At 72.4% G+C, this 15,696-nt stretch carries 15 protein-coding genes and 1 riboswitch; of the genes, 5 read left to right on the top strand and 10 right to left on the bottom strand.

Features of this window, described 5'->3' with window-relative positions:
* Positions 1 to 7 precede the first annotated feature (7 nt).
* The gene (locus tag KUM40_RS26925; RefSeq protein WP_217168786.1) at positions 8 to 763 is read left to right on the top strand and encodes a decaprenylphospho-beta-D-erythro-pentofuranosid-2-ulose 2-reductase; all 756 of its coding nucleotides are present in this window, start codon (positions 8 to 10) and stop codon (positions 761 to 763) included.
* Between the two features lie 46 nt (positions 764 to 809).
* On the opposite strand, the gene KUM40_RS26920 is transcribed toward KUM40_RS26925, so the two are convergent.
* Both KUM40_RS26920 and trpS read right to left on the bottom strand, forming a co-directional pair.
* Entirely contained in the window at positions 810 to 1,388 is a 579-nt protein-coding gene (locus KUM40_RS26920; RefSeq protein WP_217168785.1) for a 2'-5' RNA ligase family protein, read from the bottom strand.
* A 219-nt stretch (positions 1,389 to 1,607) separates the two neighbouring features.
* A complete protein-coding gene (gene trpS / locus KUM40_RS26915) occupies positions 1,608 to 2,621 on the bottom strand; it encodes a tryptophan--tRNA ligase (RefSeq protein WP_217168784.1) in 1,014 nt (337 codons plus the stop codon).
* A gap of 115 nt (positions 2,622 to 2,736) precedes the next feature.
* Between trpS and KUM40_RS26910 the strand changes: the two genes are divergently transcribed.
* A complete protein-coding gene (locus tag KUM40_RS26910; RefSeq protein WP_217168783.1) occupies positions 2,737 to 3,390 on the top strand; it encodes a hypothetical protein in 654 nt (217 codons plus the stop codon).
* Between the two features lie 26 nt (positions 3,391 to 3,416).
* Here KUM40_RS26910 and KUM40_RS26905 read toward each other — a convergent pair whose 3' ends face one another.
* The 4 genes from KUM40_RS26905 to KUM40_RS26890 all read right to left on the bottom strand — a co-directional run bounded on the left by KUM40_RS26905 (position 3,417) and on the right by KUM40_RS26890 (position 8,161).
* Positions 3,417 to 4,862, bottom strand: coding sequence for a glycine hydroxymethyltransferase (locus tag KUM40_RS26905; protein ID WP_217168782.1), 1,446 nt, complete (start codon positions 4,860 to 4,862; stop codon positions 3,417 to 3,419).
* Positions 4,863 to 4,897: 35 nt separating this feature from the next.
* Positions 4,898 to 4,985, bottom strand: a riboswitch (ZMP/ZTP riboswitch).
* Positions 4,986 to 5,099: 114 nt separating this feature from the next.
* Positions 5,100 to 6,284 carry a glutathionylspermidine synthase family protein gene (locus KUM40_RS26900; protein WP_217168781.1) on the bottom strand — a complete coding sequence of 395 codons (1,185 nt, stop codon included), beginning with the start codon at positions 6,282 to 6,284 and terminating at the stop codon, positions 5,100 to 5,102.
* A gap of 8 nt (positions 6,285 to 6,292) precedes the next feature.
* Positions 6,293 to 6,679: a hypothetical protein gene (locus KUM40_RS26895; RefSeq protein WP_217168780.1), complete on the bottom strand. Its 387-nt coding sequence runs from the start codon at positions 6,677 to 6,679 to the stop codon at positions 6,293 to 6,295.
* Positions 6,680 to 6,775: 96 nt separating this feature from the next.
* On the bottom strand, positions 6,776 to 8,161 hold the full coding sequence (locus KUM40_RS26890) for a PLP-dependent aminotransferase family protein (protein WP_217168779.1): 1,386 nt from the start codon (positions 8,159 to 8,161) through the stop codon (positions 6,776 to 6,778).
* A gap of 46 nt (positions 8,162 to 8,207) precedes the next feature.
* On the opposite strand from KUM40_RS26890, the gene KUM40_RS26885 reads away from it, so the two are divergent.
* From KUM40_RS26885 to KUM40_RS26875, 3 genes are read left to right on the top strand one after another with little or no spacing between them, the layout of a single operon-like run.
* Positions 8,208 to 8,762, top strand: coding sequence for a carboxymuconolactone decarboxylase family protein (locus KUM40_RS26885; RefSeq protein WP_217168778.1), 555 nt, complete (start codon positions 8,208 to 8,210; stop codon positions 8,760 to 8,762).
* A complete protein-coding gene (locus KUM40_RS26880) occupies positions 8,759 to 9,205 on the top strand; it encodes a carboxymuconolactone decarboxylase family protein (RefSeq protein ID WP_217168777.1) in 447 nt (148 codons plus the stop codon). The genes KUM40_RS26885 and KUM40_RS26880 overlap by 4 nt, the downstream gene beginning before the upstream one ends.
* Complete coding sequence (locus KUM40_RS26875) at positions 9,202 to 9,960, top strand: isocitrate lyase/phosphoenolpyruvate mutase family protein (RefSeq protein ID WP_217168776.1); 759 nt, start codon at positions 9,202 to 9,204, stop codon at positions 9,958 to 9,960. The genes KUM40_RS26880 and KUM40_RS26875 overlap by 4 nt, the downstream gene beginning before the upstream one ends.
* A gap of 3 nt (positions 9,961 to 9,963) precedes the next feature.
* Here KUM40_RS26875 and KUM40_RS26870 read toward each other — a convergent pair whose 3' ends face one another.
* The 4 genes from KUM40_RS26870 to KUM40_RS26860 are packed head-to-tail and all read right to left on the bottom strand — an operon-like array spanning position 9,964 to position 15,692.
* Positions 9,964 to 10,920: an ABC transporter substrate-binding protein gene (locus KUM40_RS26870; protein WP_217168775.1), complete on the bottom strand. Its 957-nt coding sequence runs from the start codon at positions 10,918 to 10,920 to the stop codon at positions 9,964 to 9,966.
* A gap of 1 nt (position 10,921) precedes the next feature.
* Positions 10,922 to 12,868 carry a proline/glycine betaine ABC transporter permease gene (locus tag KUM40_RS41695; protein ID WP_254395721.1) on the bottom strand — a complete coding sequence of 649 codons (1,947 nt, stop codon included), beginning with the start codon at positions 12,866 to 12,868 and terminating at the stop codon, positions 10,922 to 10,924.
* Positions 12,868 to 14,163, bottom strand: coding sequence for a glycine betaine/L-proline ABC transporter ATP-binding protein (locus KUM40_RS26865; RefSeq protein WP_254395720.1), 1,296 nt, complete (start codon positions 14,161 to 14,163; stop codon positions 12,868 to 12,870). Before KUM40_RS26865 ends, KUM40_RS41695 begins: the two co-directional genes overlap by 1 nt.
* The gene (locus KUM40_RS26860) at positions 14,160 to 15,692 is read right to left on the bottom strand and encodes a GMC family oxidoreductase (protein WP_217168774.1); all 1,533 of its coding nucleotides are present in this window, start codon (positions 15,690 to 15,692) and stop codon (positions 14,160 to 14,162) included. The genes KUM40_RS26865 and KUM40_RS26860 overlap by 4 nt, the downstream gene beginning before the upstream one ends.
* Between the last annotated feature and the right edge of the window lie 4 nt (positions 15,693 to 15,696).

Below are 15,696 nucleotides of genomic sequence, written 5' to 3'. Positions count from 1 at the left end.
AGCTGTCGTGAAGGACGCCTTCGGCATCCCCCAGTCCCTTCTCGTTCTCGGCGGTACGTCCGAGATCGCGCTCGCCACCGCGCGCCGTCTGGTGGCCCGCCGCACCCGCACGGTGTGGCTGGCCGGCCGCCCCTCCCCCGCCCTGGACGGTGCCGCCGAGCAGTTGCGCGGCCTCGGCGCCGAGGTGCGCACCGTCGTCTTCGACGCGCTGGACCCCGAGTCCCACGAGGCGGCGCTCGGCAAGGTCTTCGCCGAGGGCGACATCGACCTGGTGCTGCTCGCCTTCGGCATCCTGGGCGACCAGGCGCACGACGAGCGCGAGCCGCTGAACGCCGTGCGGGTCGCGCAGACCAACTACACCGGCGCGGTCTCGGCCGGGCTGGTCGCCGCCCGTTCCCTCCAGGCACAGGGGCACGGCTCGCTGGTGGTGCTCTCCTCGGTGGCCGGTGAGCGGGCGCGCCGCGCCAACTTCATCTACGGCTCCAGCAAGGCCGGCCTGGACGCCTTCGCGCAGGGCCTGGGCGACGCGCTGCACGGCACGGGCGTGCACGTCATGGTCGTACGCCCCGGGTTCGTGCGGTCGCGGATGACCGCCGGTCTCGAGGAGGCGCCGCTCGCCACGACGCCCGAGGCGGTCGCCACGGCCATCGAGCTGGGGTTGCGGCGGCGCTCGGAGACGGTGTGGGTGCCGGGCACGCTGCGGGTGGTGATGTCGGCGCTGCGGCACCTGCCCCGGACGGTGTTCCGCCGGCTGCCGGTGTGAGGCGCGGGGGCTGCCGGGGCCACCGGGGCTACCGGGGCCAAGGGGGCTACCGGGTGGGCAGGGTGCCGCTCTCGACGCGTCCGGCCTGCGGGGGCACCGTGGCGCTGCCGAAGGGGAACTCGCGCAGCTTGCGCCACACCGCATCGGGGCCCTGCTCGTACAGCGCGAAGCCGGTGCAGGGCCACTGCGCCGCGTAGTCGGACAGCTCCTCGTAGGCGCGGTCCATCGCCGCTTCCCCGATGCCGTGCGCCACGGTGACGTGCGGGTGGTAGGGGAACTGCAGCTCACGGGGCATCGGGCCGGACGCGTCGCGCACCCGCTTCTGCAACCAGGAGCAGGCCGCCGCGCCCTCGACCACCTGGACGTAGACGACGGGGGACAGCGGGCGGAAGGTGCCGGTGCCGGACAGCCGCATCGGGAAGGGCCGGCCGCGCGCCGCCACCTCCGCCAGGTGTGCCTCGATCGCGGGCAGCGCGGTGCCGTCGACCTCGGTCGGCGGCACCAGGGTGACGTGCGTGGGGATGCCGTGAGCCGCGGCGTCGCCGAAGCCCGCGCGCAGCTCCTGGAGCTTGCTGCCGTGAGGCTCCGGGACCGCGATCGACACGCCGATCGTTACGGTCCCCACTTCGTCTCCTGTCGTTACGTGTCACTCGTCGTGTGGCGTCGTGTGACGTCGTGTGGCTCTGTGCGTCCGCTGTGCCGGACACCCGGTTATCGACTGTACGGCCACCACCGGGCCGTGGGCAGGCGCAACCGGAGTGATGTGCAGCGCTACGGCGGCATGCCGGGGCGCACGCACGGCGGCGGGCGGGCGGGCGGGCGGCGGCTCCGGTGCCGCCGGGGCTCAGTGCTTGGCGGGCAGGAAGCCCACCATGTCGTACGCCCGGGCGAGTGTCTCGGCGGCGACGGCCCTGGCCTTGTCGGCCCCCTTGGCGAGGATCGCGTCCAGCGTCTCCGGGTCGTCCAGGTACTGCTGGGTGCGCTCGCGGAAGGGGGTGACGAACTCCACCACGACGTCGGCGAGGTCCGTCTTCAGCGCGCCGTAGCCCTTGCCCTCGTACTTCTGTTCCAGCTCCGCGATCTCCGCGCCGGTGAGGGTGGAGTAGATCGTCAGCAGGTTGCTGACGCCGGGCTTGTGCTCGCGGTCGAAGCGGACCACGGTGTCGGTGTCCGTGACCGCGCTCCTCACCTTCTTCGCGGTGGCCTTCGGCTCGTCCAGGAGGTTGATCAGGCCCTTCGGGGTGGCCGCCGACTTGCTCATCTTGGCGGTCGGGTCCTGAAGGTCGTAGATCTTCGCCGTCTCCTTGAGGATGTACGCGCTCGGGACGGTGAAGGTGTCGCCGTAGGTCTGGTTGAAGCGGTCCGCGAGGTCGCGGGTCAGCTCCAGGTGCTGGCGCTGGTCCTCGCCGACGGGGACCTGGTCGCCCTGGTAGAGCAGGATGTCGGCGACCATCAGCATCGGGTACGTGAACAGGCCGACGGTCGTGCGGTCGTTGCCCTGCTTGGCGGACTTGTCCTTGAACTGGGTCATCCGGGAGGCCTCGCCGAAACCGGTGATGCAGTTCATCAGCCAGCCGAGCTGGGCGTGCTCGGGGACATGGCTCTGCACGAACAGGGTGCAGCGGTCCGGGTCGAGGCCCGCCGCGAGAAGCTGGGCGACGGCGACGCGCGTGTTCTCGCGCAGCTCCCCCGGGTCCTGCGGGACCGTGATCGCGTGCAGGTCGACGACCATGTAGAACGCGTCGTGGGTGTCCTGCATGTCGACCCACTGGCGGACGGCACCGAGGTAGTTGCCGAGGTGGAACGAGCCTGAGGTCGGCTGGATACCGGAGAGCACGCGGGGACGATCGTTGGCCATGTCCGCCATTCTCTCAGGCCGCGCGGGGCGATCGGGCACTGGTTCGGTACAGGGGGGCTCCAATCTGTGCCGAGGGGTGTAACAAGGGCGGGAGCAGGCGGGAGGGGGCGGCCCTGTGCGGCGGCGGTGGGTGTGCGCGGTGGCGGCGGTGCTGTGGGCGTGCGCGCCGGGCGCCGCCGTGGCGGACGGTGCGGCTCCCGTGGAGGAGCCGGACGTGGCGGTGGTCGTGTGGTCCGGCACCGGGCGGACCGCGTCCTGGCATGCGGGTGAGGTCGGCTTCGACCGGCTGCGGAGCCTGCTGCGCCCGGACTACGCGGGCACGGAGTGGGTCCCGAAGGACTGGACCGAGGGTCGGCGGCCCCCGATGCGGTTCACGGTGCTGTGGGGGCTGACCGGGGTCGGCGGGTGGCCGCAGACGCAGCGGGCGCCCGGCGGGGACGTGGCGATGCTGCGTCAGGACCAGTTGTTCCTGGCCGAGGACGGCACGCCATGGGTACGCACCGATCCGGCGCCGGACGTGGCGGACGACGACATCCGCTGGCACCGGGTGCCGCGGGACACCTACGAGCGGCTGGCCGACGCGGGCTTCTTCGCGGCGGACGGGACCGGCGCCGAAGGCCGCGACGGCGGGCGGGACGGGGTGTGGTGGGCCGCGGCAGCCGGGCTCGGGGCGGGCATCGCGGGGACGCTGCTGACGCGCCGCGCGGCGGACCGGTACCGTGCCGGACCGCCGCGCGGGGAGCCGCGTCAGGAGCTGATCGACCTGTAGACCGACCTGTAGGCCGGTGGGGAGCGTCAGCCGAGGTCGATCTCCGGGTACAGGGGGAAGCCCGCGACCAGGTCCGTGGCCCGGTGGGAGATCTCGTCGGCGATCTTGGCGTCCAGGACGTGGGAGGCCTTGGAGGGGGCGCCGGACTTGGTGGTGCCGGGCTCCGTCGAGGTCAGGACGCGGTCGATCAGGCCCGCGACCTCGTCCATCTCCGCCGTGCCGAGGCCGCGCGTGGTCAGCGCCGGGGTGCCGACGCGGATGCCCGAGGTGTACCAGGCGCCGTTGGGGTCGGCCGGGATGGCGTTGCGGTTGGTGACGATGCCGGAGTCGAGCAGGGCGGCCTCCGCCTGACGGCCGGTGAGGCCGTAGGAGGACGCCACGTCGATCAGGTTCAGGTGGTTGTCCGTGCCGCCGGTCACCAGGGTGGCGCCGCGGCGCGTCAGGCCCTCGGCGAGCGCGCGGGCGTTGTCGACGATGCGCTGCGCGTAGTCCTGGAAGGACGGCTGCCTGGCCTCGGCGAGGGCGACGGCCTTGGCGGCCATGACGTGCGGGAGCGGGCCGCCGAGGACCATCGGGCAGCCGCGGTCGACCTGGTCCTTGAGCGAGTCGTCGCACAGGACCATGCCGCCGCGCGGGCCGCGCAGCGACTTGTGGGTCGTGGTCGTCACGATCTGGGCGTGCGGGACCGGGTCGAAGTCGCCGGTGAGCACCTTGCCCGCGACGAGGCCGGCGAAGTGCGCCATGTCGACCATGAGGGTCGCGCCGACCTCGTCGGCGATCTCGCGCATGATCCGGAAGTTCACCAGCCGCGGGTACGCGGAGTACCCGGCGACGATGATCAGCGGCTTGAACTCGCGGGCGGAGGCGCGCAGAGCCTCGTAGTCGATGAGGCCGGTGGCCGGGTCGGTGCCGTAGGAACGCTGGTCGAACATCTTGCCGGAGATGTTCGGGCGGAAGCCGTGGGTGAGGTGGCCGCCGGCGTCCAGGGACATGCCGAGCATCCGCTGGTTGCCGAAGGCCTGGCGCAGCTCGGCCCAGTCGGCGTCGCTCAGGTCGTTGACCTGGCGGACGCCGGTCTTCTCCAGGAAGGGCACCTCGACGCGGGCGCCGAGGACGGCCCAGAAGGCGACCAGGTTGGCGTCGATGCCGGAGTGCGGCTGGACGTAGGCGTGACGGGCGCCGAACAGTTCGCGCGCGTGCTCGGCGGCGAGGGCCTCGACGGTGTCGACGTTGCGGCAGCCGGCGTAGAAGCGGCGGCCGATGGTGCCCTCGGCGTACTTGTCGCTGAACCAGTTCCCCATCGCCAGGAGCGTGGCCGGGGAGGCGTAGTTCTCCGAGGCGATCAGCTTGAGCATCTCGCGCTGGTCGGCGACCTCCTGGCCGATGGCGTCGGCCACGCGGGGCTCGACGGCGCGGATCGCTTGCAGCGCGGCACGGTAGGCGACGGACTCGGGGGTGAGTTCTGCGGGCATGTCGGTCTCCGGACGTTGTGTTCAGCGTTCACGGTACGGACGGCCCAGGCGCACGGCACTTGTTCTTCTTGGGCCGCTCCCCGATGGTTGGTCCATCCCAGCGCGCCAGTTACGGCCCGGGGCCAGGGTACCGGAAAGCGTCTGCCGGGTTGCTTGTCCGTCGCGGGCTGCGGGCTCGTTGTGGCTGGTCGCGCCGTTCCCCGCGCCCCTGGGGGGCCTGCGGCCCCCTCCAGGGCGCTAAAGGATCACGTGGGGCAGGAAGCGGGCGTATTCGTCCGTCACCAAGCCGCTCGACTCCCTGATGCCCAGGCCCGCCGACTCGTTCTCCACCACCCACGCGCCCAGGACGACCCGGTTGCCGTCGAAGTCGGGGAGGGGGGCCAGTTCCTGGTAGCAGCAGGGTTCGTCCCGGACGACGGGGGCGGTGCCGGGCTCGTGGATCGTGACGCCCGCGCCCTCGCGGCCCAGGAGGGGCTTGGCGACCCAGCCCGTCGTGGTGGGCAGGTCCCTCGGGCCGTCCAGGTAGGCCGGCAGCAGGTTCGGGTGGCCGGGGTAGAGCTCCCAGAGGATCGCCAGCAGGGCCTTGTTGCTGAGCAGCATCTTCCAGGCGGGCTCGATCCACAGGGTGCTGCCGGTGCCGCCGCCGTTGTCGAGGGTGTCCAGGACGTGGCCGGCGAAGCGGTCGGTGGTGAGCCACTCCCAGGGGTAGAGCTTGAAGAGGCTGCGGATGAAGCGGAGCCTGTTGTCGACGAAGCGGCCGGACAGGCGGTCCCAGCCGATCTCCTCCATGGATATCCAGTCGGTCTCGAGACCGGCCTGCTCGGCGGTCTCCTTGAGGTAGGCGACCGTCATGAGGTCCTCGCCGAGTTCGTCGTCCGAGGAGTGCGCGAAGTACAGGGGGCTGCCGGGCGGGAGGAGGGCGGCCTGCTTCTTCCAGGCCTCGACGAGGCGCTCGTGGAGGCTGTTCCACTGGTCGGCGCCGGGGAAGCTCTCCTCCATCCAGAACCACTGCGGGGACGCCGCCTCGACGAGGGAGGTCGGGGTGTCCGCGTTGTACTCCAGGAGCTTGGCGGGGCCCGTGCCGTCGTAGCGCAGGTCGAAGCGGGCGTAGACGGAGGGGAGTTCGGCGCGGCGGTGCCAGGCCTCGGTGACCGCGCGGACGACGCGCGGGTCGGTGATGCCGAGGTCGGTGAAGCGGTCGGCGGTGACGATGTGCTCGGCGGCCGCCAGGCACATGCGGTGCAGCTCCTCGACGGCCTCCTCCAGTGCCTCGATCTCCGGCAGGGAGAAGACGTAGTAGGCGCTCTCGTCCCAGTAGGGGCGCAGGGAGTCGTCGGGGTAGCGGGTCAGGGGGTAGATCAGGCCCTGTTCCTCGACGGTCTGCTGCCAGCCGGGGCGGGGGTCGGTGGTGCGGCGTTCCATGGCCGTGCTCAGCCGCCGCCGCTGCCGGAGCCCGAGCAGCCGAAGCCGCCCCGGTCGACGGCCTCGGAGCGGCTGAAGGTGCCGTCGTCGGCCCAGCCGCTGCTGACGTCGCCGTCGTAGTACCAGTCGGCGTCGGCCGCGGACCTCGAGGAGCCGGCCTTCTTCTTGCCGCCCTTGCCGCCCTTGCCGTACGAGCCGCCGGACGAACTGCCGGAAGAGCCCGACTTGCAGTTCTTGTCGGCAACGACCTTGTAGCCGTTGAGGAAGTCGTAGCTGTCGCGGTCCACGCAGCGGCGGTCGGGGTCCGAACCGCATGCGCTCAGGGCCGCCGCGAGCATTCCCATGCCGCCGAGCACCACTGTGCTCGACCGCAGCCGTCGCCGGGTCTCCGCCATTTCTCTGTCTCCCCGTTGTCCGCGCGTGTCGCGTGTTCGGTGCGGTTGTACGACAGTTGGACCGATCGAGTGTACGGCCCCTGTCGCGGGTGGACTTTACGGCAGCGCCCGGCACAGCGCGTCCAGGGCCCCCGCCCAGGCGTGGTCGGGCGGAGTGCCGTAGCCGACGACGAGGGCGTCCTGCGGGGGGCCGGACGCGTGCGGGTGCCGGAACATGGACAGGCCGTGCACCGCGAGTCCGTGCCAGGCGGCGGCCCGTACGGCCTGCTGCTCGGTGCCGGGCGGCAGTTGGAGGACGGCGTGCAGTCCGGCGGCGATGCCGGTGACTTGGACCTGGGGCGCGCGCTCGGCGAGGGCGGCGACCAGTGCGTCGCGGCGGCGCCGGTAGCGCAGGCGGGCGGACCTGACGTGCCGGTCGTAGTCGCCGGAGTCGACGAACTCCGCGAGGGTCAACTGGTCGAGCACGCCCGGGGTACGGCCCGCGATGCCGTCCAGGACGTCTCCGGCAAGCGACGGCGGCAGCATCAGCCAGCCCAGCCGCAGGCCGGGCGCGAGGGACTTGCTGGCGGTGCCCAGGTGGACGACGCGGTCGGGGTCCAGTCCCTGGAGGGCGCCGACGGGCTTGCGGTCGTAGCGGAACTCGCCGTCGTAGTCGTCCTCGAGGACCAGGCCGCCGGTGCGCCGGGCCCAGTCCACGAAGGCAGCCCTGCGGTCGGGGTGCAGGGGGACACCCGTCGGAAACTGGTGGGCGGGGGTCAGGAGCACGGCACCCGCGTCCGCGAGCGCCCCGGGAGCCGCGCCCCGGTCGTCGACGGGCAGCGCGACGGTGCGCAGCCCGGCCTTCGTGAGCAGGTCGCGGTGGACGTGGAGGCCGTACGACTCGACGGCCACGGTGTGCACGCCGCGCGCCCGCAGTACGGCGGCCAGCAGTACGAGGCCGTGTGCGACGCCGCCGCAGACCAGCAGGCTCTCGGGGTCGGCGCGCACGCCGCGGGCCCGGGCGAGGTAGCCCGCCAGCGCGGTGCGCAGCTCGGGCCTGCCGCGGGGGTCGCCGTAGCCGAGGGCGTCGTTGGGGGCGGCGGTGACGGCGCGGCGGGCGGCCCTGAGCCACTCGGCGCGCGGGAAGGAGGCGAGGTCGGGGGTGCCGGGGCGCAGGTCGTGGGCGGGGCGGGCCGGCAGCCGGGGGCGCCGTACCGCGGCACCGGCCGGCGGGTCGACGACGCGCTCGGCGACACGGGTGCCCGAGCCCTGGCGCGCGGTGAGCCAGCCCTCGGCGACGAGGTCGGCGTAGGCGTCGGCGACGGTGTTGCGGGCGATGCCGAGGTCGGCGGCGAGGGTGCGGGAGGAGGGCAGTTGGGTGCCGGGGGCGAGGCGGCCGGTGCGGACGGCCTCGCGCAGGGCGCCGGTGAGGCCGCGGCGCAGGCCTGGTCCGGTGGGTTCCAGATGCAGGTCGACGCCCAGAGTGGCCCATGATCTAGCCATGGAAATGGACCATACTCCTGGGCTGCTTCCTTCCTAGGGTCGAGGCATGACCACGCACTCCGATGACACGCACTCCAATGACACGCACACCGATGGCACGAAGGTCGATGACACGACGAGTACCGGCTACGCCTCCGAGCTGCCCGTCCGGCTGGACTGGTCGCGGCACGCGCCCGAGGTCTACAAGGCGATGCTCCGGCTCGAGACCGCCGCCAAGCGGGGCCTGGACCCGACGCTGTACGAGCTGGTGAAGATCCGCGCCTCGCAGATCAACCACTGCGCCTTCTGCCTCGACATGCACACCAAGGACGCCCTCGCGGCCGGGGAGAGCGTGGAGCGGATCGTGCAACTGGCCGCCTGGGAGGAGTCGCGGCACTTCTACACTGAGAAGGAGCTGGCGGCGATCGAGCTGACCGAGGCGGTCACCGTGCTGACCGACGGCTTCGTGCCGGACGAGGTGTACGCGAGGGCCGCCAAGCAGTTCGACGAGCCGGAGCTGGCGCAGTTGATCGCCGCGATCACGGCGATCAACGCCTGGAACCGGTTCGGCGTGACCTGCCGGAGGACGCCGGGCCACTACGCGCCCGGTCAGCACGCGTGACGGCCCGCACGCAGTTCCTGGACCGGGAGGTCGGGCAGGCCCTGTCCGCGCTGAGCGCGGCGGCCAAGAAGGGGCTCGGCGATCCCGCGCTCGCCGAGCTGGTGATGATCCGGGCCTCGCAGCTCAACCACTGCGCCTTCTGCCTCGACATGCACCTCACCCTGGCCCGCAGGAACGGGGAGAGCGAGCAGCGGCTCGGCCTGCTCGCCGCCTGGGAGGAGGCCGGGGACCTGTACGACGGGCGGGAGCGGGCCGCGCTCGCGCTGACCGAGGCGGTGACGGTCCTGACCGAGGGCTTCGTGCCCGATGCGGTGTACGAGCGGGCCGCCGTACACTTCGCCGACGGTGAGCTGGCCCACCTCGTCGGGGTGATCACCGTCATCAATAGCTGGAACCGGCTGATGGTCGGCCGCCGGGTCCCACCGGGGGGTTACACACCGTGAGTCACGCCGCCGCCTTTCGCGCCCTGCACCACGGCCGGGTCCCGGACGATCCCCTCGTACTGCCAGGACCCTGGGACGCGGCGAGCGCCCGGGTGTTCGCGGAGGCGGGGTTCCCGGCGCTGGCGACACCGAGCGCCGGGGTCGCGGCCTCGCTCGGGTACGAGGACGGGGCGACACCGGCCGACGAGATGTTCGCGGCGATCGCGCGGATCGCGCGCGCCGTGGACGTGCCCGTGTCGGCGGACGTCGAGGGCGGGTACGGGCTCGCGCCCAAGGAGCTGGTGGAGCGGCTGCTCGAGGCGGGCGCCGTGGGCTGCAACCTCGAGGACTCCACGGACGACGGGGTGCTCAAGGACCCGGTGGAGCACGCCGAGTGGCTGGCCGGGGTGCGGGACGCGGCCGGCGGCCGGCTCTTCCTCAACGCCCGGATCGACACGTTCATCAGGGGCGTCGACGATCCGGGCGCGGCGATCGAGCGGGCCGCTGCGTATGTCGCGGCGGGCGCGGACTGCGTGTATCCGATCGGCGCCCCGACCGCCGTACTGCCCCTGCTGCGGGCCGGGATCCAAGGGCCGCTGAACATGGTCGCCCGGCCCGGGGGAGGCCCCTCGCCCACCGAACTCGGCGGACTCGGGGCCACCCGGATCACGTTCGGGCCGGGTCTCCAGCGGCACGCGGAGCGTGCGGTGCGGGAGATCGCTGAACGGCTCGCGGAACGGCTCGCTGAACGGCCGGCGACCCGGTCGGCGGAGTGACGGTCAGGACAGCCACTTCTTCCAGACGGACTCGTGGCCGTCCACCCACTTCTTCGCCGCCTCCTCGGGCCGCAGCTTCTGCTGGGCGATCATCAGGGAGACCTGGTTCTGGTCCTCGGTCGTCCACTTGAACTTCTTCAGGAACTCCGCCGCCTTGCCGCCGTCCTTCGCGAAGTCGGCGTTGAGGTACTTCTGCAGCGGGGTGACCGGGTAGGCGCAGGCGACCTTCGCCGGGTCGGCGTCGCAGCCCTCCTTGTACGGCGGCAGCTTCACCTCGGTCATCGGGACCTTCTGCATCAGCCACTGGGGGGTGTACCAGTAGCTCAGGAAGGGCTTCTTCTCCTTGGCGAACTGCTGCATCTGGGTGATCTGGGCGGCCTCGGAGCCGGCGAAGACGACCTGGTAGTCCAGGTCGAGGTTCTTCACCAGCGCCTTGTCGTTGGTGACGTAGGACGGGGAGCCGTCCAGAAGCTGGCCCTTGCCGCCGCTCTCCGCGGTGCGCAGCAGGTCGGCGTACTTGTCGAGGTTCTTCCAGTTGGTGACGTCCGGGTGCTTCTTCGCGAAGTACGTCGGGACGAACCAGCCGATGTGCCCGGTGACGCCGAGGTCGCCGCCGGGGGCGATGGTCTTCTTGTCCTCGACGTAGCGCTGTTCCTGTTCGGGGTGGCCCCAGTCCTCCAGGATGGCGTCGACGCGGCCCTGGCTGAGCGCGTCCCAGGCGGGGACCTCGTCGACCTGGACGGTGTCGACGCGGTAGCCCAGCTCGTGTTCGAGCAGGTACTGGGCGACGGCCACGTTGGCCTGGGCGCCGACCCAGGACTGCACGGACAGGGTGACGGTCTTGGCGCCCTGGGCGTTGGCGAACGGGGACGCCTGCTTGGTCATGTCGGCGGCGCCGCAGCCGGTCAGCAGCGTCAGCGCGGCCACGCCCGCGAGGGCGGAGGTCGTACGCATCCGCATGTCAGGCTCCCTTCTTCGGACGGCGTTCGGTCGGCTGGGTGACCCGGTCGAGCATCAGGCCGAGGCAGACGATCGCGGCGCCCGCCACCAGACCGGTCGCCAGGTCGCCCTGGGCCAGGCCGAAGACGACCTGGTAGCCGAGCGCGCCACCGCCGACCAGGCCGCCGATGATGACGACGGCGAGGACGAGGACGACGCCCTGGTTGACGGCGAGCAGCAGGGACCGGCGGGCCAGCGGGAGCTGGACCTGCCGCAGTTGCTGCCCGGTGCTCGCGCCGAGCGAGCGCGCCGACTCCAGCGCGGCCGGGTCGACCTGGCGCAGCCCCTGGGTGGTGATGCGGACGACGGCCGGGAGGGCGTAGACGACGGCGGCGGCCGCGGCGGGCGCGCGGCCGACGCCGAACAGGGCGACGACCGGGATCAGGTACACGAACTGCGGCATCGTCTGGAACACGTCCAGGACGGGCCGCAGCGCGCGTTCGAAGCGGTCGCTGCGGGCGGCGGCGATGCCCGTCGCGAAGCCGATGACCAGGGTGACGGCGACGGCGGCGAGCACCTGCGAGAGCGTGTCCAGGGACGGGTTCCACACGCCGAGCACGCCGATCGCGGCCATCGCGAGGACGGCGGTGAGCGCGGTGCGCCAGGTGCCGATCAGCCAGGCAAGGGCGGCGACGATGAGGAGTACGGACCACCAGGGCAGCCACTGGAGGCCCTCACGCAGCGGGTTGAGGATCCAGCTCGTGAAGTGGGCGGCCCAGTCGGCGGTGCCGCCGACGACCGGGACGCCGGAGTACAGGTGGGCGGTCATCCAGTCGACGGCCCGGTTGACGGGCTCGGCGATGTTCACGTCCCACCCGTCGGGCCAGTCGAGGAAGCCGGCGAGTCGTCCGGCGAGCGCGACGGCCGCGGCGACGACCAGGGCGTACAGCCAGGTCACCGGGGACCTGCCGGACCCCCCGAGCCGTTCGCCCGCCGCGCCGGTGACGCGGTCCAGGACGACGGCGAGCAGCACGATCGGGATGCCGGCCGCGAGGGCCGCGCCGACGTCGACCGAGGCGAGCGCCTGGTAGACGCGGTCGCCGAGGCCGCCGGCGCCGATGACGGAGGCGATGACGGCCATGGACAGCGCCATCATGATCGTCTGGTTGACGCCGAGGAGGAGTTCCTTGCGGGCCAGCGGGATGCGGGCGGTCAGCAGCCGCTGGCGGGCGGTGGTGCCGAGGGACTCGACGGCCTCCAGGACCTCCTTGTCGGCGCCGCGCAGGCCCAGCGAGGTGAGCCGGGCCATGGGCGGGGCGGCGTAGACGACGGTGGCCAGGACGGCGGCGGGGACGCCGATGCCGAAGACCAGGACGACGGGGAGGAGGTAGGCGAAGGCGGGCAGCACCTGCATGGTGTCGAGCACCGGGCGCAGGACGCGGTCCATCCGGTCGGAGAGACCGGCGGCCAGGCCCAGCAGGGCGCCCACGGCGACGGACGCGAGGACGGCGACGACCATCAGCGCGAGGGTCTGCATGGTCGGCACCCACATGCCGAGCAGCCCGCACGCGAGGAACGCCGCGCCCGTGCCGAGGGCGAGCCGCACACCGGCCACCCGCCAGGCGACGAGGGCGCCGATCGCGGTGACCCCGGCCCAGCCGACGGCGAGGAGGGCGAGGTACACGGCGCGTACGGCGATGACGACGACGTTGCTGACGTGGCCGAAGAAGTAGAGGAACAGCGGGTGGCTGTCGCGGTTGTCGATGATCCAGTCGCTGGCCTTGCCGAGCGGCTCGGAGACGTCGACGGTCAGCGCGTCGGGCCAGGTGGTGCCGCCCCACTGGGAGACGGCCAGGGGGACGAGGATCGCGGCGGCGACGGCGAGGGTGAGGAGCTTGCGGGCGGCGGGGTGGCGCAGGGCGCCGGGGAGCGCGGGGCGGCGGGCGGCGGGTGCGGTGACCGTGGCCATCAGACCGCCTCCTTGCGCTCGTCCGCCTCCTCGGCGAGATCCGTCGCGGGGGCATCAGCTCCCTCGGGGCGTTCGGTTCCGGCGTCGTTGCCTCCGGCGGATACGGCGGTTCCGGCGGTACCGGCGTCGCTGCCTCCAGCGGTTCCGGCGGTACCGGCGTCGCTGCCTCCGGCGGATACGGCGGTTCCGGCGGTTCCGGTGGTTCCGGCGACGACGCCGAGCAGGGCCTCCGCGTCGACGACGCCCAGGCAGCGGCCGTCGTCCATCACGCGGGCCGGGGAGCCGGCGCGGGCGACGGCCTCGATGGCCTTGGAGACGGTGGCGTCGGGGCGGAGCGCGGGGCCGCTGCCCGCCTCGTCGGCCGAGGACGCGGGGCGCATGGCCGTACGGACGGTGAGGACCTGCTCGCGCGGGACGTCGCGGACGAACTCGCGGACGTAGTCGTCGGCGGGCGAGCCGACGATCTCCTCGGGGGTGCCGAGCTGCACGACGCGGCCGTCGCGCATCAGGGCGATGCGGTCGCCGAGCTTCAGGGCTTCCTGGAGGTCGTGGGTGATGAAGACCATCGTGCGGCCCTCCTCCTGGTGCAGCCGGACGACCTCCTCCTGCATGTCCCGCCGGATCAGCGGGTCGAGCGCGCTGAACGGTTCGTCGAAGAGCAGGACCTCGGGGTCCACGGCGAGGGCGCGGGCGAGGCCGACGCGCTGGCGCTGGCCGCCGGAGAGCTGGCCGGGGCGGCGCTGCTCCAGGCCCTCCAGGCCGACCTTGGCGACGATCGCGGCGGCGCGTTCGCGGCGCTCGGCGCGGCCCAGACCCTGGACCTCGAGGCCGTAGGCCACGTTGTCGAGGACCGTGCGGTGCGGGAGCAGGCCGAAGTGCTGGAAGACCATCGCGGCGCGGTGGCGGCGCAGTTCGCGCAGCCGGGATCTGTCCATCGCGCGGACGTCCTCACCGTCGATGGCGATGGAACCGGCGGTCGGCTCGATCAGCCGGGTCAGACAGCGTACGAGGGTGGACTTGCCGGAGCCGGACAGGCCCATGACGACGAAGACCTCGCCCTTGTGCACGTCGAAGGAGACGTCCGCGACTGCGGCGGTGCAGCCGGTGCGCGAGCGCAGCTCGGCCGGGCTCAGGGCGGTGAGTTCCGGGTCGGCGGGTATCCGGTCGGCCTTGGGTCCGAAGACCTTCCACAGGCCGTCCACGGAGAAGACGGGAGCGGCGCTCTCGTCCGTACCCGGCGGCGTACCGGGCGTACCGGGCGTACTGGGCGTACCGGCGTTGGTGGTGGTGCTCATCGGGCGTCACCGCCGATCAGCTCGACGGCGCGCTCGCCGACCATGAGGACGCCGATCATGGGGTTCACGGCGGGCATGGTCGGGAAGACGGAGGCGTCGGCGATGCGGATGCCCTCCAGGCCCCGGATCCGCAGCTCGGGGTCGACGACGGCCTGCTCGTCGGTGGCGGCGCCCATCCGGCAGGTGCCCGCCGGGTGGTAGACGGTGTGGGCGACCTTGCGGGCGTACTCGCTCAGCTCCTCGTCGCCGGTGACGTCCGGGCCGGGGCAGACCTCGCGCTTGAGCCAGCCGGCCAGCGGCTGGGACTCGGCGACCTTGCGGGCGATACGGATGCCGTCGACGAGGGTGCGGCCGTCGTGGTCGTCCTCGTCGGTGAAGTAGCGGAAGTCCAGGGCGGGCTTCACGGACGGGTCGGCGCTGGTGAGGTAGAGGCGGCCGCGGCTCTTCGGCTTGGGGATGTTCGGGGTCATGGAGACGCCGAACTCCGGGCGCTCGTAGCCCAGCCGTTCCGGATTGTCCGTGAACGGGATCTGGTAGAAGTGGAACATCAGGTCGGGGCCCGCGTGTTCGGGGTCGCGGCGCACGAACAGACCGGCGTCGGAGTCCATCGCGGAGTTGTCCGGGATGGGTCCTTCGGTCTCCCACACGATGACCGACTCGGGGTGGTCGAGCAGGTTCTCGCCGACGCCGGGCAGGTCGAGCGCCACGGGTATGCCAAGCGCTTCGAGGTCCTGGCGGGGGCCGATGCCGGAGTGCATCAGCAGGCGCGGCGAGTCGACGGCGCCGGCGCACAGCACGACCTCGCTACGGGCCTTGACCAGGACTTCCTCGCCGTCCTTGGTGCGCACGTGGACGCCCTCGGCGCGGGTGCCGTCCAGTTCCAGGCGGTACGCCCAGGTCTCCAGCATCAGCGTCAGGTTGGGGCGCTCGTCCATCACGGGGTGCAGGTACGCCACCGACGCCGAGGAACGCTTGTTGTTCTCGGGGTGGTAGGCGAGGTCGAAGAAGCCGACGCCCTCGGTGAAGGGCTTGGTGTTGAAGCCCTCGATCCGGGGGACGTCCAGCGCCTTCCGAGCCGAGTCGACGAAGTCGCGGGCGATGGCGTTCCGGTCCTTCTCGTCGACCGGGACGATGTTGTTCTTCAGCCGGGCGAAGTACGCCTCCATCTGCACCGCGCCCCAGCCCTTGGCACCGGCGGCCTCCCACTCGTCCCAGTCGGAGGGCAGCGGCTTGAAGGCGATGAGGGTGTTGTGCGAGGAGCAGCCGCCGAGGACGCGGGCGCGGCTGTGCCGGATGTGCGAATTGCCGCGCGGCTGCTCGGTGGTGGGGTAGTCGTAGTCCAGCTCGCCGCCGAGCAGGCCCATCCAGCGGCGCAGGGTCAGCACGTCGTCGCGGCCGACATCGCTGGGGCCGCCCTCGATGACGGCGACCGTGACATCGGGGTTCTCGGTGAGGCGGGAGGCGATCACCGATCCCGCGGTGCCGCCGCCGATGACGACGTAGTCGTAGACGTGGGTGGTCTCTGGCATGGGG

Source organism: Streptomyces sp. AC512_CC834 (assembly GCF_019049325.1).
Taxonomy (GTDB): domain Bacteria; phylum Actinomycetota; class Actinomycetes; order Streptomycetales; family Streptomycetaceae; genus Streptomyces.
Note: the sequence above shows the minus strand (reverse complement) of the source record. Positions and strands in the feature narration are given on the sequence as shown.